Source organism: Nocardiopsis sp. ATB16-24 (assembly GCF_030271535.1).
In the GTDB taxonomy this organism is placed as follows: Bacteria; Actinomycetota; Actinomycetes; order Streptosporangiales; family Streptosporangiaceae; genus Nocardiopsis.
On record NZ_JASCXJ010000001.1, the window covers coordinates 191,003 to 212,122 of the forward strand.

The following is a 21,120-nucleotide window of genomic DNA, read 5'->3' on the forward strand; positions in this document are numbered from 1 at the left end:
CGGGCATGCGATGATGCTCGTGCGGCCGCGGTCCTCCCTGCGCCGAGCACCGCACCGCGCGCGCCCGGTCCCCGAGGACCGCTCACGGCCCAGGCCGTCCCGCGTGCGAGCGCGGACCACATCAATCCGTCCACACGTCCGGAGACACCCACGAGGTGCTTCGAGACACTGGAGGAACATACATCATGAGCACGACAGGCAACCCCTCCGCAGGCAACACCCTCTACGGCGGGATCACCAACCGGCGTGTCACCATCCGAGACCTGGCCTCCGCCAAGGAGCGCGGCGAGCGCTGGCCGATGCTGACCGCCTACGACGCGCTCACCGCGCGGGTCTTCGACGAGGCAGGCATCCCGGTCCTGTTGGTCGGTGACTCGGCGGCCAACGTCGTTTACGGCTACGACACCACCGTCCCGGTCACGGTGGACGAACTGGTCCCGCTGACCGCGGCCGTGTCCCGCTCCACCAAGCGCTCCCTGGTCGTGGCCGACCTGCCGTTCGGCTCCTACCAGGCCTCTCCCCAACAGGCTCTGGAGTCGGCCTCGCGCTTCATGAAGGAGGGCGGGGCACAGGCGGTGAAGCTGGAGGGCGGCCACGCGGTGGCACCCCAGGTGGAACTGCTGGTGTCGGCGGGGATTCCGGTGATGGCCCACGTCGGCCTCACCCCGCAGTCGGTGAACACCCTGGGCGGCTACCGGGTCCAGGGCCGCGGCGAGGCCGCGGCGGACCTGCTCAACGACGCCAAGGAGTTGGAGCGCGCGGGCGCCTTCGCGGTGGTGCTGGAGTGTGTGCCCGCCGAGCTGGCCGCACAGGTGACCGAACAGCTGTCCATTCCGACCGTGGGGATCGGCGCCGGCCCGTCCACCGACGCCCAAGTGCTGGTGTGGCAGGACATGGCCGGGCTCAGCCCGCGGGTGGCCAAGTTCGTCAAGACCTACGCCAACCTGCACGAGACGCTGCGGGAGGCCGCCTCCGCCTACGCCGACGAGGTCGTCCGGGGGACGTTCCCCGAGGAGCGGCACTCCTACACCGGCTGAGGCCCGCCTCTTTCGACGTCCGCCTCCGCAGGCCGCCCGGTCGGGTCCGGACCCGACCGGGCGGTCTGCCGCGTGAAGACGCCTCCCCGCATGTGGGGGGCCGCTGGGCGAGGCGAGGGGAGCCGTGTGTGAGGCGGACGACAGGCCGAACCGTACTCGGGAGTAGAGTCGCACCGTATCCAGCGCCGACGGGCCGGGGGTTCCGGCCCTCCCGGGAGGACAGATGCGCATCTCGATGCCGCTCCAGTACGCGGGCGAGCCCAAGGCCGCCGTCGACCAGGTGGTCGAACTGGAGAAGGCCGGACTCGACACGGTGTGGGTCGCCGAGGTCTACGGGTTCGACAGCCCCACCCTCATGGGCTACATCGCGGCCCGTACCGAGACCGTGGCCATCGGCTCGGCCATCCTGCCGCTGTACAGCCGTACGCCCGCGCTCATCGCGATGACCGCCGCCGGCCTGGACGACCTGTCCGGCGGACGCGCCATCCTGGGCCTGGGCGCCAGCGGCCCCCAGGTCATCGAGGGCTTTCACGGCGTGCCCTACTCCAAGCCGCTCGCCCGTACCCGCGAGACCATCGAGATCTGCCGCAAACTCTGGGCCCGCGAGGAACGACTGACCCATGACGGGACCGTCTTCCAGTTGCCCCTCCCCCCGGAGAAGGGCACGGGCCTGGGCAAGCCCCTCAAGCTCATCAACCGCCCCGTGCGCCCCGACATCCCGGTCTACGTGGCCTCGCTCGGCATGAAGAACGTGGCCATGACCGCCGAGATCGCCGACGGCTGGCTGCCACACCTCTTCATCCCCGAGAAGGCCGATCAGGTGTGGGGACGTTCCCTGGCCGAGGGCAAGGCCCGCCGTGACCCTTCCCTGGGCGAACTGGAGGTCTCCGCGGGCGGCCTGCTCGCCATCGGCGAGGGCGAGGACACCAAGAGGCTGCTCGACCTCGTGCGGCCGATGATCGCCCTGTACGTCGGCGGCATGGGCGCCAAGGGCAAGAACTTCTACAACACGGTCGCACGCCGGTACGGCTACGAGGAGGCGGCGGAGAAGATCCAGGACCTGTACCTGGACGGGAAGAAGGACGAGGCCGCCGCGGCGGTGCCCGAGGAATTCGTGGAGCTGACCAACATGGTCGGTCCGGAGTCCTACGTGCGCGAGAGGGTGGAGGCCTTCCGGGCCGCGGGGGTCACCCAGCTCAACGTGACGCCCGTGGGCGAGGACCCGGCCGCACTGATCGGCAAGGTCAAGGAGTGGGTGTCCTGAACCCCGGTCCGCGGTGCCGGTCGGCCGATGCGACCGGCACCGCGGGCGCCTCCGTGGGGCGGGCGGCGGCCACGGTCACAGACCGGTGATCCGGATGCCCGAGTGGGTCTTGTAGCGCCGGTTGATCGCGATGAGGTTGGCGGTCAACGCCTCGACCTGGTGGGCGTTGCGCAACCGTCCCCCGAAGACGCCGCGCACCCCGGGGATGCGCTCGGCCAGGGCCCGCACCACGTCGGTGGCCTCACGGTCCTCCCCCAGTACCAGGACGTCGAGGTCGACCTCCTCGACCTCCGGATCCAGGAGCACCACCGCGGAGACGTGGTGGAAGGCGGCCGTGACCCGGCTGTCCGGGAGCACCTCGGCGGCCTGTTGGGCGGCGCTTCCCTCGGCGACGTCGAGGGCGTAGGGGCCCCGCTTGTCGAAACCGAGCGGGTTGACGCAGTCGACGACGATCTTGCCCGACAGCGGCCCCGCCAGTTCCTCCAGCAGCTCCCTGTGCCCCTCCCAAGGCACGGCGATGATGACGATGTCACCGGCTTCGGCCGCCGCGGCGTTGTCCAGGCCGCGCACGTCGATCGGAGCGGCCTCACCCTCCGAGAGGGTGCGGGCGACCTTCTCCGCTCGCTCGGCGTTACGTGAACCGAGGTGGACGGTGTGCCCCGCCAGGGCGAAGCGCCGGGCCAGCCCGCGCCCCTGATCGCCCGTACCGCCCAGGACGGCGACGGACAGTCCGGCGATGTCCGTGGCCTCGGATGTACTGTGTTCGCTCATACCCCGATCTTGTCAGAGGCCCCGAAACGGGATACGCCCGACCCGGCCGCGGCCGCCGGCTCCCTCCCCTGGTCAGCGCTCCTCCTCCTCGTCCTGGAGGTCCCACGCCTCGTTGCGCTCGGCCGCGATGTTCATCGCGTCGGCGGCCGTGGCCTCGTCCGGGTAGGGACCCATGCGCACCTTGTCAGGGCACCCCGGACCGTGTTCCACACGCCCGTGCTTGAGGCAGTACCACCAGTCGCCCTGCGACTTCTCCCGGCTCACCGTCACTTCCTTCCTCTCGGCGGCGTCCGCGGTGCAGCCGCCCGGCCGTCCCGTGCGGTCTACCCACGCGGAGTGTCCCCTCACACCCGGCGGCGTCCCTCGCGCAGACACCGTGGCCCCACCCACGAACTACAATCGGTGTCCATGAGTACTCCGCTGGTTCCTGGGCGAATTTCGCCACAACGTTCGGTTCCCTCCCACATCGTCCGGCCGGAGTATGTCGGACGGAAGCACCCGGTGGAGGGGGTTCTGGGCGACGTACAGACCCCCGAGACCATCGAGCGGATGCGGGTGGCCGGCCGGATCGCGGCCCAGGCCCTGGAGGAGGTCGGCAAGCACGTCGCGCCCGGGGTGACCACGGACGAACTGGACCGGATCGGTCATGAGTTCCTGTTGGACCACGGCGCCTACCCCAGCCCCCTCGGCTACAAGGGCTATCCCAAGTCGCTGTGCTCCTCCCTCAACGAGGTGATCTGCCACGGCATCCCCGACGACAGGGAGATCTCCGACGGCGACATCGTCAACATCGACATCACCGCCTACAAGGACGGCGTGCACGGTGACACCAACGCCACCTTCCTGGCCGGGAACGTCGAGGAGGAGCACCGGCTCCTGGTCGAGCGGACCAGGGAGGCGACCATGCGCGGCATCAAGGCGTGCCGTCCGGGACGCCGGATCAACGTGATCGGCCGGGTCATCGAGTCCTACGCCAAGCGCTTCGGTTACGGCGTGGTCCGGGACTTCACCGGCCATGGTGTGGGACCGGAGTTCCACTCCGGCCTGGTGGTGCCGCACTACGACGACCCGCGCGCCGACACGGTCATGGTGCCGGGGATGACCTTCACCATCGAACCGATGATCACGCTCGGGGGCGTGGACTACGAGATCTGGGAGGACGGCTGGACCGCGGTGACGGCCGACGGCAGGTGGACCGCCCAGTTCGAGCACACCATCGCCATCACCGAGTCCGGGGCCGAGATCCTCACCCTGCCCTGAGCCCTCCCCGCCCGGCGCGGATCCGCCGGAAGGCGCGTGCGGTCCGTGGATAACCCGGCGGCGGAGGCGTAGGGTCGTGCGGGTGAAGATCCTCATCTCCGCCGACATGGAGGGCGCCACCGGCGTCACCTGGCCCGCCGACGTCGAACCCGGCACCGAGCAGTGGCAACGCTGCCGGTCCATGTTCACCAGCGACGTCAACGCCGCGATCGAGGGCCTGTTCGAGGGCGGCGCCACCGAGGTACTGGTCAACGAGGCGCACGCGACCATGCGCAACCTGCTGCTGGAGGAGCTGAACGGCGACGCCACCATGGTCACCGGACGACACAAGGAGTTGTCCATGGTCGAGGGCGTCCAGTCCGGCGACTGTGACGGCGTGGTCTTCCTCGGCTACCACTGCGGCGCCGGTGAGGAGGGCGTGCTCGCGCACACCTACCTGCCCAACGCGGTGACCGGCGTGTGGCTGGACGACGAGCCCGCCGGCGAGGGACGTCTGAACGCGGCCGTCGTCGCCGAGTACGGCACCCCGGTCATCCTGGTGACCGGGGACGACCGTGCCTGTGAGGAGGCCTCCACCTACGCCCCCCTCGCGCGTACGGTCGCGGTCAAGGACCACGTCAGCCGGTACGCGGCGCGCTGCCGGCCTCCGATCCGTACCGCGGTGGACATCCGGGAGGGCGCGCGCTCCGCCATGCTGCTGGCGGGTCGACTGGAACCGGCCCGACCCACACCCAAGACCGTCGAGGTCGAGATGGACTCCGCGCACCTGGCCCAGGCCGCGGCCATCGTCCCCGGTGTGACCCGTACGGGAGTGCGGCGTGTCCGGTACACCTCCCCGAACGCCTACGAGATGATCCGCTGCTTCAAGGCGGTGACCACCCTCGTCTCCAACGCCATGGAGGACCACTACGGCTGACGCCGCGGACCGGCCGACCGACGGCGGCGACACGCCGGACCTCCACGGCGGGCGCCCGTAGTAGGCCCTCCCGCGCCGAATGTCCGGGCGGTTTCGCCCAGGACTGGTAGAACTGTGCCGGGGGACTTTCACGAGCCATCACGGCCTTCCCCGTCCCGAGCCCTTCCGGTCGAGAGCGAGGCCGCGCGCATGGCCACCACATCCTTTCCCGAGAGAATCGACGGCCTGGCCGCGGCCGGGGACGACGCCGTCCGCCTGACCCGCGCCCTCATCCGCCGCGACTCCACCAACCGTGGGAACGGCGAGGGCGACGAGCGGGCCGCCGCCGAGTACGTCGCCGAGGCACTCGGCGACGCCGGACTGGAGCCCCGGATCCTGGAGTCGGCGCCCCGCCGCGCGAACGTGGTCGCGCGCGTTCGCGGTACCGACCCGACGGCGCCCGCGCTGCTGGTGCACGGTCACCTGGACGTCGTCCCCGCCGACGCGGCGGACTGGACCTTCCCTCCCTTCTCCGGAGAGGTCGCCGACTGTCCCGTCACCGGCGCGCCCGCCGTGTGGGGGCGCGGTGCGGTGGACATGAAGAACACCATCGCCATGGTCACCGCCGTCGTGCGTCACTGGGCCCGGAACGGGATCCGTCCCCGGCGCGACGTCGTGCTGGCGTTCGTCGCCGACGAGGAGGACAGTGCCGCCTTCGGCGCCGACCACCTGGTCCGTGAGCACGCGGACCTGTTCGAGGGGTGCACCATGGCGATCGGCGAGGGCGGCGGCGAGACCGTCCACGCCCGCACCTCCTCCGGTAAGCCGGTACGCCTCTACCCGGTGGGCGCGGCCGAGCGCGGCAGCGCCTGGCTGACCCTACGGGCCCGGGGCACGGCCGGACACGGGTCGCGGCCTCCACGCGACAACGCGATCGGTGCCCTGGCGGCGGCGCTCGCCCGTATCGACCGGCACACCTGGCCGCTGCACCTGACCCCCGTGACCGAGGCGTCGATCGACGCGATCGCCGCCGCCCTGGAGGTGGAGCGCGTTCCCGGTGACACCGACACCGTCGACGCGGTGGACGCCTTGGTGTCGGGGTTCGGGGCGGCGGCGCCGTTGATCGGTCCGACCATCCGCAACAGCGCGACTCCCACGATGTTCTCGGCCGGGTACAAGGTCAACGTGGTGCCGGGCGAGGCCGTGGCGGGTGTGGACGGCCGTGTCCTGCCCGGTGGCGAGGAACAGTTCGCCTCCACCATGGATGGGCTCGTCGGCGACCGTGTGACCTGGGAGCACGCGCACCGTTCGCCTCCGGTCGCCGCCCCGGTGGACTCCCCCGCCTTCGCCGCGTTGCGTGAGGCCCTGCTGTTCCACGACCCCGCCGCACACGTGGTGCCGGTGTGCCTGGCCGGAGGAACGGACGCCAAGGTGTTCTCCCGGCTCGGTGTCGACTGCTACGGCTTCTCCCCCCTGTTCCAGCCCGAGGGGCTGGACTACACCGGTCTGCTGCACGGCGTGGACGAGCGGGTGCCGTTGGAGGGACTGCGTTTCGGCGTGCGGGTGCTGGACTCGTTCCTGCGCGCCTGAACACATGAGCGGCTCCTCCGACCGGCGAGGCACCGGCGGACGGCGGGCGCGGGGACCGTACGGAGGATGGGCGAGCCGAGGAGGCGAAGGTGGCGGAGGCGATGACCGGGGTGGCGGACGCGGTGGTGCGCGCTCCCGACGCGCGCGGGGTGCGTGAACTGGTCCGACCGCCGCGTCTGCGGGAAGGCGACCGGGTACGCCTGGTCGCCCCGTGCAGTCCGGTTCCACGGGAGCGTCTGGAGGCGGCGGCGGGGACACTGCGCGGTTGGGGGTTGGAGGTGGAGCAGGCCCCGCACGTGCACGAGCGGCATCCTCGCCTGCCCTACCTCGCCGGACTCGACGAGACGCGGGCCTTGGACCTGCAGGAGGCCTGGTGCGACCCGTCCGTGGACGCGGTGTTCTGCGTCCGCGGCGGCGACGGGGCGCACCGGACACTGGACCTGGTGGACTTCGACGCGATGCGCCGGGGCGAGCCCAAGGCGCTGATCGGGTTCAGCGACATCACGGCGCTGCACGAGGCGTTCGCGGTGGAGCTCGGCGTGGCCACGGTGCACGGTCCGGTGGTCGGCACCCGTTACTTCGTGGGCGACGCCACCGCCCAGAAGGAGCTGTACACCACGCTGTTCCATCCCGGGCGGCGGGTCCTGCTGACCTCACCCGGCGCGCACGCTCTGGTGCCCGGGCAGGCCGAGGGCGTGACCTTCGGCGGAAACCTGAGCCTGCTCAACGACGGCCTGGCCACCCCTCACAGCCGCCTGTCGGCATCGGGCGGCATCCTGCTGCTGGAGGACGTCAACGAGGACGTGGCCCGGCTCGACCGGATGCTCACCCACCTGTTGCGCACGGGGTGGATGGACGGGGTGGCGGGTGTGGCTCTGGGCACGTGGACCGACTGTCCGCCCGATCTCGGGGTGATCGCCGAACTGATGCGCGACCGCCTGGAGCCGTTGGGGATCCCCGTGCTGTGGGGTCTGGAGTTCGGGCACTGCGCGGCCCAGCTCAGCATCCCGCTGGGCGTTCCGGCGCTGCTGGACGCCGACCGCGGCACCTTGGAACTGGCCGTTCCCGGGCTCGCCTAGGCAGCGCCCGCCTCGCGGGGTACGTGCCCGGTTCTCCGGTCACCGCGTCCGTACGCCGTCATCGGCACGGACCCGACCGGGCCGTCCCCTACGGTGGTCGTACCTTCGCGGCCCGGGCGGGTGCACGCTGTTTCCGTCCCGCGGTCCGGTGGTAGGCACGGGAACAGGGCCGTGTCCACGAGGACCCACAGGGGGAGCACATGAGCGAACAGGCATTGCGGTTGGACGAGGCCGAGCTACGCGGTCTGCTCGACGGCCGCTGGGCCCACGTACGCGAGCAGGTGCGCGACCTGCTCCGCGGAGAGCAGTTCGCCCCCGTTCACGGGCTGTCGCTGGAGGAGCATCGCGACCGTACGTTCACCCAGCTCAAGGCCCTGGCCAAGACCGATCTGCCCACCTACGGATTCCCTGAGTCCGTCGGTGGCAACGACGACGTCGGTGCCTCCGTGGTCGGCTTCGAGATGTTGGTCAACGACCTGTCCCTCATGGTGAAGATGGGGGTGCAGTGGGGGCTGTTCGGTGGGGCGATCAACGCCCTGGGCACCGAACGCCACCACGCCGAGTACCTGCCCGACGTGATGTCGCTCGAACTACCGGGCTGCTACGCGATGACCGAGACCGGTCACGGGTCGGACGTGCAGAGTCTGGGCACCACGGCCACCTACGATCCCGACACCGAGGAGTTCGTGGTCCACACCCCCGACGAGTCGGCGCGCAAGGACTACATCGGCAACGCCGCCCGGGACGGTCGCATGGCGGTGGTGTTCGCCCAACTGCGCACCCAGGGCCAGGAGCACGGGGTGCACGCCCTGCTGGTGCCGATCCGGGACGAGCAGGGCGAGCCCATGCCGGGTGTGCGCATCGGGGACTGCGGTCACAAGGCCGGACTCAACGGGGTGGACAACGGCAGGCTGGAGTTCGACCACGTGCGCGTGCCGCGCGCCAACCTGCTCGACCGATACGGGAGCGTGGCCCCCGACGGCACCTACTCCAGCCCCATCGAGAACAAGAACCGGCGCTTCTTCACCATGCTCGGCACGCTCATCCGGGGCCGGATCAGTGTCGCCGGTGGGGCCGGCAGCGCGGCCAAGGCCGCGCTGGCCATCGCGATCCGCTACGGCGACACCCGCCGGCAGTTCACCCGCCCCTCCGACGACGGCGGCCCCGAGCGCGAGGTGCGCATCCTGGACTACCTGGCGCACCAGCGCAAGCTCCTGCCCGCGCTGGCGCGCACCTACGGGCTGCACTTCGCGCAGGAGGAGCTGGTGAGCCGACTGCACGAACTGTCCTTGGCCCCCGAGCGCGACGAGCACGCCCAGCGGGAGCTGGAGTCGCGGGCGGCCGGGCTCAAGGCGGTGGCCACCTGGCACGCCACGAGGACCATCCAGACCTGCCGCGAGGCCTGTGGCGGTGCCGGATACATGTCGGCGAACCGTCTGCCCCAGCTCAAGGCCGACTCCGACATCTTCACCACCTTCGAGGGTGACAACACGGTCCTGCTACAGCAGCTGACCAAGGCCCTGTTGACCCACTTCAAGGACTCCTTCGGTGACCTGGACCAGTTGGGTCTGGCCCGTTTCATGGCCGGCAAGGTCTTCGAGACGGTCATCGAGCGCACCGCCGCCCGGCCGCTGATCGACCGGCTCATCGCGGCCTCCCCCGGGCGCGGGGAGGAGGTCAGTCTGTACAACCGGGGCTGGCAGCTGGAACTGCTGGAGGACCGGGAGAAGCACATCGTCGAGGGCCTGGCCGGGCGGCTGCGCAAGGCCCGCAAGGACGGCGGCGACGCCTTCGAGGTGTTCAACCACGCCCAGGACCACGTGCTCAACGCGGGTCGGGCCCACATGGACCGTGTGGTGCTGGAGGCGTTCGTGGCGGGGATCGACCGCTGTGGGGACTCCTCGACGGCCAAGCTGCTCAACCGCGTGTGCGACCTGTACGTGCTCTCGGTGGTGGAGGAGGACCGCGCCTGGTTCCTGGAGCACGAGAGGCTCTCCACCTCCCGGGCCAAGGCCGTCACACAGGCGGTGAACGAACTGTGCCGGGGGCTGCGTCCCTACGCCGTGCAGTTGGTGGACGCGTTCGGTCTGCGCGACGAGTGGCTGGCCGCGCCGATCGCGCTGGGCGACGAACACGCCCGCCAGGGCGATCCGCTCCCCGCCCGCGACTGATCCGGCCCGCCGGAGCCGTGGTCGGGGACCGACACCCGACCGCCAGGGGCGGCGCACGCCCCGAAGGGGTTCCCCCCCGTCGGCCGACCTGCCTAACATGAGAGGAATCCATGTGAGGCAGGTCACGCGTGCGCCCACCCCCCGCACAGTCCTCCCCCGAAACCCCCGCCGCGCTCACCGAACCCACCCGTCCGGTGGGTGGCCTGTGGGTGGCGGGGATCAGCCTGGCCAACCTGGGCCTGTGGACGGCCTTCTTCGGTCCCCTTCAGGTCCTGCTGCCCGAGCAGGTCGGCCTGCTCGCCCCCGGCGCCAAGGAGACCACCTTGGCCTGGGTGACCGGGGCGGGGGCGCTCTGCTCCACGCTCGGCACCCCTGTGGCCGGGGCGCTGTCGGACCGCACCACCGGCCGCTTCGGGCGCCGCCGCCCGTGGATCCTGGCCGGAGCGCTCCTGGGCTGCCTCGGTCTGGTGGTGCTCGGTCGGCAGAACAGCGTCCTCGGTGTTCTGCTGGGATGGTCCTTCGTCCAGGCCGCCCTGTCCTGCCTGAACGCCACCCTGCTCGCGGCCGTACCCGACCACGTACCGGTCCGTCAGCGGGGCGTGGTCTCGGGCTGGGTCGGCGTCCCCCAGTCCGCGGGCGTGGTGGTCGCCGTGCTCCTGGTGACCGTGGTGGTCTCCGGGACCGCCCCCGGCTACACCCTGATCGGTGTGCTGACCCTCGCCTGCGCGCTGCCCTTCGCCCTGCTGGCCCCGGATCCGCCGCTGCCGCGTGGGGCCCGTCCCCCCTGGCGGGAGTTCACCCGGGGGCTGTGGGTGTCCCCGCGTCGTCACCCCGACTTCGGCTGGGCCTGGCTGACCCGTTTCCTCATGCAGACCGGCAACGCCATGTTCACCCTCTATCTCCTCTACTTCCTGACCGACGTCGTCGGCTACGAGGAGCTCTTCCCCGGTTCCTCGGCGACGGACGGCCTGCTGGTGCTGATCGTCGTCTACACGGTGGCGGTGGTGGCCACGACCGTGTTCGCCGGCCTGGTCTCGGACCGCATCGGCCGACGCCGGGGCATGGTGTGCCTGTCGGGGGTGGTGACGGCCGTTCCCGCGTTCGTGATCGCCGTCTTCCCCACGTGGCCGACGAGCCTGGCGTGCGCGGTGGTGCTGGGGGTCGGCTTCGGCGTCTTCCTCTCGGTGGACAACGCCCTGGTCACCCAGGTGCTGCCGAGCGCCCGGGGAAGGGCCAAGGACCTGGGGATCGTCAACATCGCCAGTGCCGGTCCACAGGTGATCGCCCCGGCCTTGGCCGGACCGATCGTGGTCCACCTGGGCGGGTATCCGGTGCTGTACACCGTGTGCGGCCTGCTCACCCTCCTCGGAGCCGCGCTGGTGTGGCGGATCCGGGGCGTTCCCTGAGACGGCCCGTGTGGACCCGCGTACACCCTCACGAAAGGCAGGTAGTGCTCATGTCGTCACCGTTCCTGTGGGGGGTGGCCTCCGCCGCCTTCCAGGTGGAGGGCGCCCTCGACGAGGACGGACGCGCCCCCTCGATATGGGACGTCTTCGCCTCGCGCCCGGGTGCCGTCCGTGGCGATCACAGCCCCGCCGTGGCCTGCGACCACTACCACCGCTGGGAGCAGGACGTGGAACTGCTGGAGCGGCTGGGGGTGAACTCCTACCGGTTCTCCCTCGCCTGGCCCCGGGTGCTGCCCGATGGACGTGGCGTCGTCAACAAGGCGGGCCTGGACTTCTACGACCGGCTGGTGGACGCCCTGCTGGACCGCGCGATCACGCCCTTGCCGACCCTGTTCCACTGGGACCTGCCTCAGGTACTGGAGGAGGAGGGCGGCTGGAGCACCCGGGCCACGGCGCACGCGTTCGCCGAGTACACGGCCGCGGTGGCCGACCGTCTGGGGGACCGGGTGGGCCGATGGATCACCCTCAACGAACCGCTGGTGCACACCACCTACGGCCACGCCCTCGGCGTCCACGCACCCGGTCGGACGTTGGGGGTGGAGGGGGTTCTGGAGGTGGCCCACCACATGCTGCTCGCCCACGGCCTGGGCGCGGCCGAACTGCGCGCACGCGGCCTGGAGGTGCTGCTCACCAACAACTACTCCCCCGTCGATCCCCTCGGTGAGGCCGACACCGAGGCCGCGGTGGCCTACGACGCCCTGCACAACCGTCTGTTCACCGAGCCCGTGCTGACCGGCGCCTATCCGGACATGTCCGCGTTCGGCGTCGACCGGATGCCCGGCGTACGGGAGGGCGACCGGGAGCTGATCGCGGGCAGCGTCGACGGAATCGGGATCAACTACTACAACCCGACCCTGGTCACCGCACCGCGGGAGGGTTCCGAACTGCCGTTCGACTTCGCCGAGATCACGGGGGTGCCGACGACGGCGTTCGGGTGGCCCGTCGTACCCGAGGGACTGGGTCGGATGATCGACCTCCTGCGTGAACGCCACGGCGACGCCCTGCCCCCGCTGTACGTCACCGAGAACGGCTGCTCCTCCTCCGACCGGGTCCGCCCCGACGGCCGGATCGCCGATCCCGAACGCATCGCCTATCTGGAGGGGCACATCGCCGCGATGGAGTCCGCCAGACGCCGGGGCGCGGACGTGCGCGGGTACTTCGTGTGGACGCTCACCGACAACTTCGAGTGGGCCGAGGGGTACCACCAGCGTTTCGGCCTGGTGCACGTGGACCACGACACCCAGGCACGTGTCCCGAAGGACTCCTTCGCCTGGTACCGGGACCTGCTCTCCACCCGGACCCGCCCGGACCACGCGTGAGAGGGGGCGTCACCATCGACCTCCCCGTGGGGCGGTCAGTCCCCGACCACGTCCAGGGTGCCGTTCCCCTGGCGCCGGGGGGCCTCCCCGCCTCGCCGGCGCTCCGGTTCCCACCACCACCAGTGGGACCTCGGTACCCAGTCGGGCACGTCCTCTCCCTCGACCGCGCTGTCGGCCACCGCGGCGAGGGCCTCGTCGATACGCGGAACGGCCTCCAGGTCGACCGGGCGCAGGAAGTCCCCCCAGGGCACGAACTCCTCACCCAGGATCTCCAACATGGACCTGCGCCAGCAGGCGGGCCGGTAGGCCTCGTAACGGGCGTTCTCGGCCGCGGTCTGGGTGCGCACCACGTACAGACTGAGCCGGTCGGGATTGTTGCCGCTCACCAGGAGCTCGGCCAGGGTGCCGCTGAAGGTCCGTCCCGCCGGGGAACGCCGCTCGGCGGGCGAGGTCCGACGGTACAGCTCGAAGAGCGCGGCGAAGGCGTCGTCCATGAGCGCGTCACGGTCCCTTCGACGCGAGGCGCTCTCCGCGAAGGCGTCCAGCGCCCGTCCGGCCAGACTCGGAAGGTCCCTGCCCGCGTCCGCACCCACCGTCACACCGCCTTGTCCGCTCGGGCTCCCCTACGGCCGTCCCTGGGCCCGTGGTCGACCGGTTCCGATGATAATCACCTCGTCCGCGCACGAACATCCGGTGTCGCCGCTCGGCGTCCGCGCGCGGTGATGACGCTCACCTCGTGGGGACGGACAGCACGCGCTCGCTCCCACGATGAAGGAGATCTGTCACGATATGGCCGAAAGCGGCCACGGAGCGTACGTTGTTCCCCCGGATTCGGGGATACACCAGCGGTAGCTTTGGCCCCATGACCAACGACGCGACCCCCTCCGAGAAGACGGACACCGGGGCCCCGGACACGCAGGACGCGGACGAGCGTGCGCGGACCGGAGCCGGCGGCGCCTTCCTCTCCGGCACCCCCCTTCCCTCCAACGGAGGGCTGTTCTCCGCCGAGACCTTCGCCATCACCGGCCTGATGCTGTTCGCGGTCACCGCGATGAACACCCGTGTACTACAGCTCTTCGGCCTGCTCGCCATGGGACGCGGCTCCCAGGAGGGCTTCGTGGAGAACGCGGGCGCCTTCTCCGCCGAGGTCATGGTCGCGGGCGGATCGAGCGCCTTCTCCGTGCTCGCCGGAGCACTGTCGCTGTTCCTCGGCGGGCCCGCCACCCGCGCCTGGAGTCGGTGGGTCGCCGCCGCGACCGTGATCGTGGGCACTCTCCTGCTCCTGGCCTCGGTGCTGACCTACATCAGCCTGCCCAGCGGGACCTGACCAGGCGTTTCCTCCGGCCCTTCACCCGGTGCGGCGGGTACGTTGGCCGCGTGAGCACATCACCGGAAGACAACGAACCCACCGGACGTGAGCCGGACACGGGCGACGTCTCGGGCACCGGGGCCGCGCCCATGGCCGAGGCGGCCGGGTCGGAGCGGCCGGACCCCCGGGAGGTCGAGCACACCGAGCCCGGCCCCGGCGGGGCCTTCTCCGCGGAGACCTTCGCACTGACCTCGCTGATCCTGCTCGCCGTGCCCATCGTCTCGGGGCAGATCCTGCAACTGCTGACCGCGGTGCTCCTCATCCGGGACCAGACCGTGGCCGTCGAACAGGTGTCGCAGATGTCCATCCAGGCCGCCGTCAGCGGTGCGCCCGCCTTTCTGGCGGCTCTGGCCGCGGCCCTCTCGCTGGTCCTGTCCCGCCGTGGAACCCGGCGCTGGGCGCGCTGGGTGGCGTTGGCGTCGCTGATCATGAGCCTGCTGTTGGTGATCGCGGCGATCATGACGTTCGTCCTCATGCCGACCGGTACCGATCTTCCACCGCCCGCGTTCCCGAACTGATCCCGCGGACCGCCCTCGCCCTGGCCGGTCCTCAGGCGATCCGGTCGATCACCAGGGGCCGGGCCCGGTACCGGGGGTCGGCCTCGATGTCGAAGGCGCCCTCCAGGGCCCGGGCCGCGCGGTCGAAGCGTTCGGCCTCGTCGGCGTGCAGGGTGAACAACGGCTCTCCCGCCTTGACGGGCTCGCCCGGCTTGGCGTGCAGGGTCACGCCGGCGCCGAAGGACACCGCGTCCTCCTTCCGGGCCCGCCCCGCGCCCAGGCGCCAGGCGGCCAGTCCCACCTGGTAGGCGTCCAGGCGGGTGAGCGTGCCCGAGGTCGGGGAGAGGACCACCCTGCGTTCGGCGGCCACGGGCAGGGGCGCCTCGGGGTCACCCCCCTGGGCCCTGATCATCTCTTTCCAGCAGGCCAGCGCGCTGCCGTCCCACAGTGCCTTGGCCGGATCCTTGATCCCCCCTTCCCCGGGGGTGAGACCGGCGGCGACCAGCATCTCCCGGGCCAGTGCCACGGTCAGTTCCACCACGTCCGCGGGACCGCCTCCGGAGAGCACCTCCACCGCCTCGGCCACCTCCAACGCGTTGCCGACCCGGCGCCCCAACGGGGTGGCCATGTCGGTGAGCAACGCGACCGTGCGCACCCCGTGGTCGTTGCCGATGTCGACCATCGTGCGGGCGAGTTCACGGGCCGAGGCGAGGTCCTTCATGAACGCCCCCGAACCGACCTTGACGTCCAGGACCAGTGCGCCGGTGCCCTCGGCGAGCTTCTTGCTCATGATGGAGGCGGCGATCAGGGGGATCGACTCCACGGTCCCCGTCACGTCGCGCAGCGCGTACAGCTTGCGGTCGGCCGGGGCCAGCCCGCTCCCCGCCGCGCAGATCACCCCGCCCGTGGAGTCCAGCACCCGGCGCATCTCGTCGGTGGACAGCGAGGCGCGCCACCCGGGGATCGACTCCAGCTTGTCCAGTGTGCCGCCGGTGTGCCCCAGCCCCCGGCCCGACAACTGGGGCACCGCCGCGCCGCACGCCGCGACGGTCGGGGTGAGCGGCAGGGTGATCTTGTCGCCCACCCCGCCCGTGGAGTGTTTGTCGGTGGTGGGTCGGTCCAGGTCACCGAAGTCCAGGCGTTCCCCCGAGGCCAGCATCGCCTCGGTCCACCGACCCACCTCGGCCCGGCTCATCCCTCGCAGGAAGATCGCCATGGCCAGCGCCGACATCTGTTCCTCGGCCACTTCGCCTCGGGTGTAGGCGTCGATCACCCAGTCGATCTGTGCGGGGGTCAACTCCCGCCCGTCACGCTTGGCGCGGATGACCTCGATGACGTCCATGTCATGCCCTTCTTGGTCGGAGAACGGATCTCCCCGGTCGCCGCCGATCGGGCGATGGCCGGGGAGGTCGGGGGCGTTCGGGAGCCGTGGTCCCCGGAGAGCACTGACTATGTGAGGTTGTGCGGACCGAAGGCCTGTGGCAGGACCTGGTCCAGGGTGCGGATGCCCTCGGGGGTGTCCACCAGCATGTGCGGACCACCGTGTTCGAACAGCAGCTGGCGGCAGCGTCCGCACGGCATGAGGGCCCGTCCCTGGCCGTCCACGCAGCTGAACGCCCTCAGTCTGCCTCCACCGGAGGCGTGCAGGGCGCTGACCAGGCCGCACTCGGCGCACAGACCCACCCCGTAGGAGGCGTTCTCCACGTTGCAGCCGCTGACCACCCGGCCGTCGTCGACCAGTGCCGCCGCCCCCACCGGGTAGCCGGAGTAGGGCGCGTAGGCACGGGACATGGCCTCGCGGGCCGCGTCCCGCAGCGCCGCCCAGTCCACGTCCTTGGGGTCCATCGGGCTGTCGGTCATGACCTGCTCGCCCTCCACTGCTTGCCGACTCCGGCCGGTGGACGCAGGCGTTGCGAGGCCAGCGAGAGCACCAGCAGGGTGGTGATGTGCGGACTGTAGGTGGCCAGTTCACGGGGCAGCGAGTCGGTGGAGAAGTACCACACCAACAACAGGACCGCGGTGATCACACCGGCCGCGGCCAGGCCCTTGCGGTCCTTGCGCACCTGCCACAGCGCCACGGCCAGCAACGCCACGGCCAGGAGCAGCAGCAGGGCGTGGATGGCCGCGCCTCCGCCCCGCACCTGTAGGGCGTCGGTGTAGCCGAACAGGCCCGCGCCCATGGCCAGCCCGCCCGGCCTCCAGTTGCCGAAGATCATCGCGGCCAGGCCGATGTAGCCGCGACCGCCGGTCTGCCCCTCCTGGTAGATGTGCGAGGCCACGGTGGCCAGGAACACACCGCCCATCCCGGCCAGGCCTCCGGAGACGATGACCGCGACGTACTTGAGGCTGTACACCGGCACTCCGAGGGACTCGGAGGCGTCGGGGTTCTCACCGACCGAACGCAACCGCAGACCGAAGGAGGTCCGCCACAGCACCAGGTAGGTCAGCGGGATCATCATGATGGCGATGAAGGTGAGCGCCGACATGCGCATGGTCAGGCCGACGATGAGCGAGGCCACGTCACTGAGCAGGAAGATCCCGCTGTCCATGACCGGAGCGAACAGGTCGGCGACGAAGGGCAGGCCCACGTCGGGGAACGAGGGGGCCTTGGGCGACTGGGCCGCGCCCGCGCCGGGGACGTCGGAGTAGACCAGGATCGACAGGTAGCGCATCGCACCGAGCATGAGGATGTTGATCGCCACGCCGGAGACGATGTGGTCCACCGCGAAGGTCACCGTGGCCACCGCGTGGATCAGCCCGCCCGCCATACCGGCGAGCACGCCCGCCAGCAGACCCAGCCACGGGTTGTCCGTGGACCAGGCGAAGTAGGCACCGAACCAGGTGCCCAGGATCATCATGCCTTCCAGGCCGATGTTGATGATGCCCGCGCGTTCGGCCCACAGTCCTCCCATGGCGGCCAGGCCGATGGGCACCGCGAAGATCAGGGTGGTGCGAATCGTGCCCGCGTCGGTGAGCATGTCGTGCCCGGTGACGGCCCGCAGGCCCGCCAGGGACACCAGCACCGCCCCGAACAGGGTGAGGAAGCGCCAACGCGCCCATCCTCTGGGCCGCAGCGGCGGCTTGGCCACCGGCTGCATCACGTTGATCTCCTGACTCACTGCGCCTCCCCTCCGCGCTTGCCGTCGGACTCGGGGGCGGTGTCGTCCCCGCCTTCGGCGATGGTGCCCTCGGAGGCCGAGGGGACGGTCTGTGGGTCCTTCCCGGCGGTGGTGCCGAGTTGCTTGCCGATCTGCTGCTGTTGGTAACGGCGACCCCAGCGGTGCACGACCTCGTAGACCACCACGACGGTGAGCACGATGGTCGCCTGCGAGATGACCGCGATCTCCTGCGGGATGCCGTCGAAGGGCAGGATGCCCGACGCCTGACTCAGGAAGGCCCAGAACAGGGAGGCGAAGACGATGCCCACCGGGTGGTTGCGTCCCAGCAGGGCGATGGCGATGCCGATGAAGCCGATTCCGGTCGGGAAGTCCAGCGCGTAGTAGTGGGAGCTGCCCAACAGCTGAGGCAGCCCCACCAGGCCGGCGACCATGCCCGAGAAGAGCATGGACAGGAACACCATCTTCTTGACGTTCACACCGCTGGCCTCGGCCGCGGTCTGCGACTGGCCGGTGGCCCGCAGTTCGAAGCCGAAGCGGCTGCGGTTGAGCATCACCCAGTAGCCGATGCCCACGGCCACGGCCAGGAAGACGAAACCGAAGATCTTCTGGTCGGAGCCGAGGAAGGTCGCCGGAATGCCCGGCACCCACGACGACTCGGGCATCGGCGGGGTACCGATGTTGTTGGTGCTGATCTCCACCGCCAGCCGGTCGGTGCTCAGCAGGTAGGCGGTGATGCCGGTGGCGATCGCGTTGAGCATGATCGTGGAGATCACCTCGGACACGCCCCGGGCCACCTTGAGATATCCGGCGATACCTGCCCACATCCCGCCCACGGCCACGGCGGTGACGACGATGAGGATCTGGCTGAGCACGGGGGGCAGCATGACGTAGCCGCCCACGGCCGCGGCCAACAGTGCGGCGAGCCGGTACTGTCCGTCCACACCGATGTTGAACAGCTTCATCTTGAAGCCGATCGCCACGGCGACGGCGGCCAGGTAGTACGTGGTGCCGTCGTTGACGATCCGCACCAGGCTGTCGGGCCTGCTGCCGTACTCCAGCATGCGTTCGAACGTGGCCAGCGGGGGGATGCCGCTGAAGTGCAGCACGGCGGCGGTGACCACGATGGCCAGGATTCCGGCGGCGAGCACCGCCGCGAAGGACAGCGCGAGCATCGCCGAGAGCCGGTGGAAGAGCACGAACGCCAGGACCGAGCCGAGCAGGGCGCCCAGCGCGGCGGCGACCGGCTCCACCAGGGACAGGTCCAGGAACCAGGCGGTCAGCAGACCCGCGAGCACCGACAGCACCAGGGCGGTCGGCACCACGAGGGTCTCGTGCAGGACCGTGCCCTCCTCGCGGGCCCCGCCCGCACCGGCGCGGCGCTCGTCGGGCACCAGGGGCCCGCTCCAGACCACCAGGGCGAAGGCCGCCGCCACACCGATGATCAGCGCCACCCACCACAGCAGCGCCATGTCCAGGGCGACGGTCAGCACGGTGCCGAGGACGGCCGCGGCGGCCAGTGCCCCGGGGGCGGGCACGGTCATGTTCGGACGGGGAAGCCTACTCATGCGCTCCGCCCTCACCTTCGGTACTCGCGTCGTCCCCGCCCAGTCCGGCCCCGGTCATGGCCGAGCCCAGCTGTTCGGGGGTGACGGTGGTCGGATCCGCCTGGGCGACCAGACGACCGCGCAGGATCACGTGCAGGGTGTCGGACATGCCGATCAGTTCGTCCAGGTCGGCGGAGATCAGGAGCACCGCCAGGCCCGCGGCGCGGGCTTCGCGCAACTGCTCCCAGATGGCGGCCTGGGCGCCTACGTCCACACCGCGTGTGGGGTGTGCGGCCACCAGGAAACGCGGGGAACCGCTCATCTCCCGGCCGATGATGAACTTCTGCTGGTTGCCACCGGACAGGGCGTCGGCGATCACGTCGATGTCGGGGGTGCGCACGTCGTACTCGGCCACGATGCGCTCGGAGTCGGCGCGGGCCCCGGCCCTGTCGATCCACGGGCCGCGCACACTGGGCTCCTTGGTCTGGTGACCCAGGATGCGGTTCTCCCACAGAGGGGATTCCAGGAGCACGCCGTGGCGGTGCCGGTCCTCGGGGATGTATCCCACGCCCGCCTCACGGATGCGCAGGGTGGACCAGTCGCTGATGTCCTGACCCTCCAGCAGGAGGCGCCCGGAGACCAGCGGACGCATGCCCATGATGGCCTCGATCAGCTCGGACTGGCCGTTGCCCTCCACGCCGGCGATGCCGACGATCTCACCCCGGTGGATGTCCAGGCCGACCCCGTCCACGACGGTCCGGCCCTCGGAGGAGTGCACGGTGACCCCGTCGAGGGAGAGGACGACGTGGTCGGTGACGGTGGACTCGCGCAACTCGGGCACGGGAAGCTCACCGCCGACCATCAGGGTGGCCAGCTCCCGGGCGGTGGTGGTGCCCGGGTCCGCGGTGGCCACGGTGGTGCCGCGGCGGATGACGGTGATCTCGTCGGCGACGGAGAGCACCTCGTCCAACTTGTGGGAGATGAAGATGACGGTCAGACCCTCGCGCTTGAGTTCGCGCAGGTTGTCGAAGAGTTCGTCGACCTCCTGCGGGACCAGGACCGCGGTGGGCTCGTCCAGGATGATGGTCCGCGCGCCGCGGTAGAGCACCTTGAGGATCTCCACGCGCTGGCGCTCGCCCACGCCCAGGTCCTCCATCAGTCGGTCGGGGTCGACCCCCAGGCCGTACTGGTCGGACAGCTCTCGGATCTTGGCCCGGGCTCGGCCTCCGATGCCGAAGCGGCGCTCCGCCCCCAGGACGACGTTCTCCAGGACGGTGAGGTTGTCGGCGAGCATGAAGTGCTGGTGCACCATGCCGATGCCGTGTCGGATGGCGTCGGAGGGCGAGCCGAAGCGCACCTCCTGGCCCTTGACGTGGATGTGTCCCTCGTCCGGCTTGTGCATGCCGTACAGGGTCTTCATGAGCGTGGACTTGCCCGCGCCGTTCTCGCCGACGATGGCGTGCACGGTACCGGAGGCCACGGTGATGTCGATGTCGTGGTTGGCCACGACTCCGGGAAAACGCTTGGTGATCCCGCGCAGCTCGACGGCGGGAGGCTCGGGTGCCCCACCGCCCGATGGCGTGCTGCTCATCTGTCTCCTTGTGAACTTGCGGCGCGGTGCGGGCCGGCGGGGCCGGGTCACGGCCGCCGCGGAACGCCCCCGCCGCCTGAGGGCAGCCGAGGCGGCACCGGGCCGGGGTTCACCGGCTCGGTGCCGCCCGTGGGCGTGGCCGCCGCGG

General features: G+C 70.8%; 19 protein-coding genes. 11 read left to right on the forward strand and 8 right to left on the reverse strand.

Annotated elements, in window-relative coordinates; genetic code table 11:
- The first annotated feature begins 185 nt into the window (after positions 1–185).
- Together panB and PFX91_RS00815 are read left to right on the forward strand one after the other, a co-directional pair.
- Complete coding sequence (gene panB / locus PFX91_RS00810; RefSeq protein ID WP_285728667.1) at positions 186–1,037, forward strand: 3-methyl-2-oxobutanoate hydroxymethyltransferase; 852 nt, start codon at positions 186–188, stop codon at positions 1,035–1,037.
- A gap of 223 nt (positions 1,038–1,260) precedes the next feature.
- Positions 1,261–2,301 (forward strand): LLM class F420-dependent oxidoreductase, encoded by a 1,041-nt coding sequence (locus PFX91_RS00815; RefSeq protein ID WP_285728668.1) that lies wholly within the window; start codon positions 1,261–1,263, stop codon positions 2,299–2,301.
- 75 nt (positions 2,302–2,376) lie between these two features.
- Here the strand turns inward: PFX91_RS00815 and npdG are convergent, their stop codons facing one another.
- Together npdG and PFX91_RS00825 are read right to left on the reverse strand one after the other, a co-directional pair.
- Positions 2,377–3,072, reverse strand: a complete 696-nt coding sequence (gene npdG, locus PFX91_RS00820) for an NADPH-dependent F420 reductase (protein ID WP_285728670.1) — start codon at positions 3,070–3,072, stop codon at positions 2,377–2,379.
- 72 nt (positions 3,073–3,144) lie between these two features.
- Complete coding sequence (locus PFX91_RS00825) at positions 3,145–3,336, reverse strand: hypothetical protein (protein WP_285728672.1); 192 nt, start codon at positions 3,334–3,336, stop codon at positions 3,145–3,147.
- Between the two features lie 144 nt (positions 3,337–3,480).
- Here PFX91_RS00825 and map point away from each other — a divergent pair, with 144 nt between their 5' ends.
- The 7 genes from map (at position 3,481) to PFX91_RS00860 (ending at position 12,852) form a co-directional block, all read left to right on the forward strand.
- Entirely contained in the window at positions 3,481–4,332 is an 852-nt protein-coding gene (gene map / locus PFX91_RS00830; protein ID WP_285728674.1) for a type I methionyl aminopeptidase, read from the forward strand.
- Positions 4,333–4,414: 82 nt separating this feature from the next.
- Positions 4,415–5,248, forward strand: coding sequence for a M55 family metallopeptidase (locus PFX91_RS00835; protein ID WP_285728675.1), 834 nt, complete (start codon positions 4,415–4,417; stop codon positions 5,246–5,248).
- A gap of 189 nt (positions 5,249–5,437) precedes the next feature.
- On the forward strand, positions 5,438–6,817 hold the full coding sequence (locus tag PFX91_RS00840) for a M20/M25/M40 family metallo-hydrolase (RefSeq protein WP_285728677.1): 1,380 nt from the start codon (positions 5,438–5,440) through the stop codon (positions 6,815–6,817).
- A 101-nt stretch (positions 6,818–6,918) separates the two neighbouring features.
- Positions 6,919–7,896: a S66 peptidase family protein gene (locus PFX91_RS00845; protein ID WP_285728957.1), complete on the forward strand. Its 978-nt coding sequence runs from the start codon at positions 6,919–6,921 to the stop codon at positions 7,894–7,896.
- Positions 7,897–8,096: 200 nt separating this feature from the next.
- The gene (locus PFX91_RS00850) at positions 8,097–10,067 is read left to right on the forward strand and encodes an acyl-CoA dehydrogenase family protein (protein WP_285728678.1); all 1,971 of its coding nucleotides are present in this window, start codon (positions 8,097–8,099) and stop codon (positions 10,065–10,067) included.
- Between the two features lie 128 nt (positions 10,068–10,195).
- Positions 10,196–11,473 carry an MFS transporter gene (locus tag PFX91_RS00855; protein ID WP_285728680.1) on the forward strand — a complete coding sequence of 426 codons (1,278 nt, stop codon included), beginning with the start codon at positions 10,196–10,198 and terminating at the stop codon, positions 11,471–11,473.
- Between the two features lie 50 nt (positions 11,474–11,523).
- Entirely contained in the window at positions 11,524–12,852 is a 1,329-nt protein-coding gene (locus PFX91_RS00860) for a GH1 family beta-glucosidase (protein ID WP_285728681.1), read from the forward strand.
- A 35-nt stretch (positions 12,853–12,887) separates the two neighbouring features.
- Here PFX91_RS00860 and PFX91_RS00865 read toward each other — a convergent pair whose 3' ends face one another.
- Positions 12,888–13,451 carry a hypothetical protein gene (locus PFX91_RS00865; RefSeq protein ID WP_285728683.1) on the reverse strand — a complete coding sequence of 188 codons (564 nt, stop codon included), beginning with the start codon at positions 13,449–13,451 and terminating at the stop codon, positions 12,888–12,890.
- A gap of 263 nt (positions 13,452–13,714) precedes the next feature.
- Here PFX91_RS00865 and PFX91_RS00870 point away from each other — a divergent pair, with 263 nt between their 5' ends.
- Positions 13,715–14,179 (forward strand): hypothetical protein, encoded by a 465-nt coding sequence (locus tag PFX91_RS00870; RefSeq protein WP_285728685.1) that lies wholly within the window; start codon positions 13,715–13,717, stop codon positions 14,177–14,179.
- 50 nt (positions 14,180–14,229) lie between these two features.
- Positions 14,230–14,739 carry a hypothetical protein gene (locus PFX91_RS00875; RefSeq protein WP_285728687.1) on the forward strand — a complete coding sequence of 170 codons (510 nt, stop codon included), beginning with the start codon at positions 14,230–14,232 and terminating at the stop codon, positions 14,737–14,739.
- Positions 14,740–14,770: 31 nt separating this feature from the next.
- Here the strand turns inward: PFX91_RS00875 and PFX91_RS00880 are convergent, their stop codons facing one another.
- The 5 genes from PFX91_RS00880 to PFX91_RS00900 form a co-directional block, all read right to left on the reverse strand.
- Positions 14,771–16,060, reverse strand: a complete 1,290-nt coding sequence (locus tag PFX91_RS00880) for a thymidine phosphorylase (RefSeq protein WP_285728688.1) — start codon at positions 16,058–16,060, stop codon at positions 14,771–14,773.
- A gap of 107 nt (positions 16,061–16,167) precedes the next feature.
- Positions 16,168–16,596, reverse strand: a complete 429-nt coding sequence (locus PFX91_RS00885; protein WP_285728690.1) for a cytidine deaminase — start codon at positions 16,594–16,596, stop codon at positions 16,168–16,170.
- Complete coding sequence (locus PFX91_RS00890) at positions 16,575–17,837, reverse strand: ABC transporter permease (protein ID WP_285728691.1); 1,263 nt, start codon at positions 17,835–17,837, stop codon at positions 16,575–16,577. The genes PFX91_RS00885 and PFX91_RS00890 overlap by 22 nt, the downstream gene beginning before the upstream one ends.
- A complete protein-coding gene (locus PFX91_RS00895; protein WP_285728692.1) occupies positions 17,834–19,402 on the reverse strand; it encodes an ABC transporter permease in 1,569 nt (522 codons plus the stop codon). Before PFX91_RS00895 ends, PFX91_RS00890 begins: the two co-directional genes overlap by 4 nt.
- Positions 19,395–20,972: an ABC transporter ATP-binding protein gene (locus PFX91_RS00900; RefSeq protein WP_285728694.1), complete on the reverse strand. Its 1,578-nt coding sequence runs from the start codon at positions 20,970–20,972 to the stop codon at positions 19,395–19,397. The genes PFX91_RS00895 and PFX91_RS00900 overlap by 8 nt, the downstream gene beginning before the upstream one ends.
- Positions 20,973–21,120 lie beyond the last annotated feature (148 nt).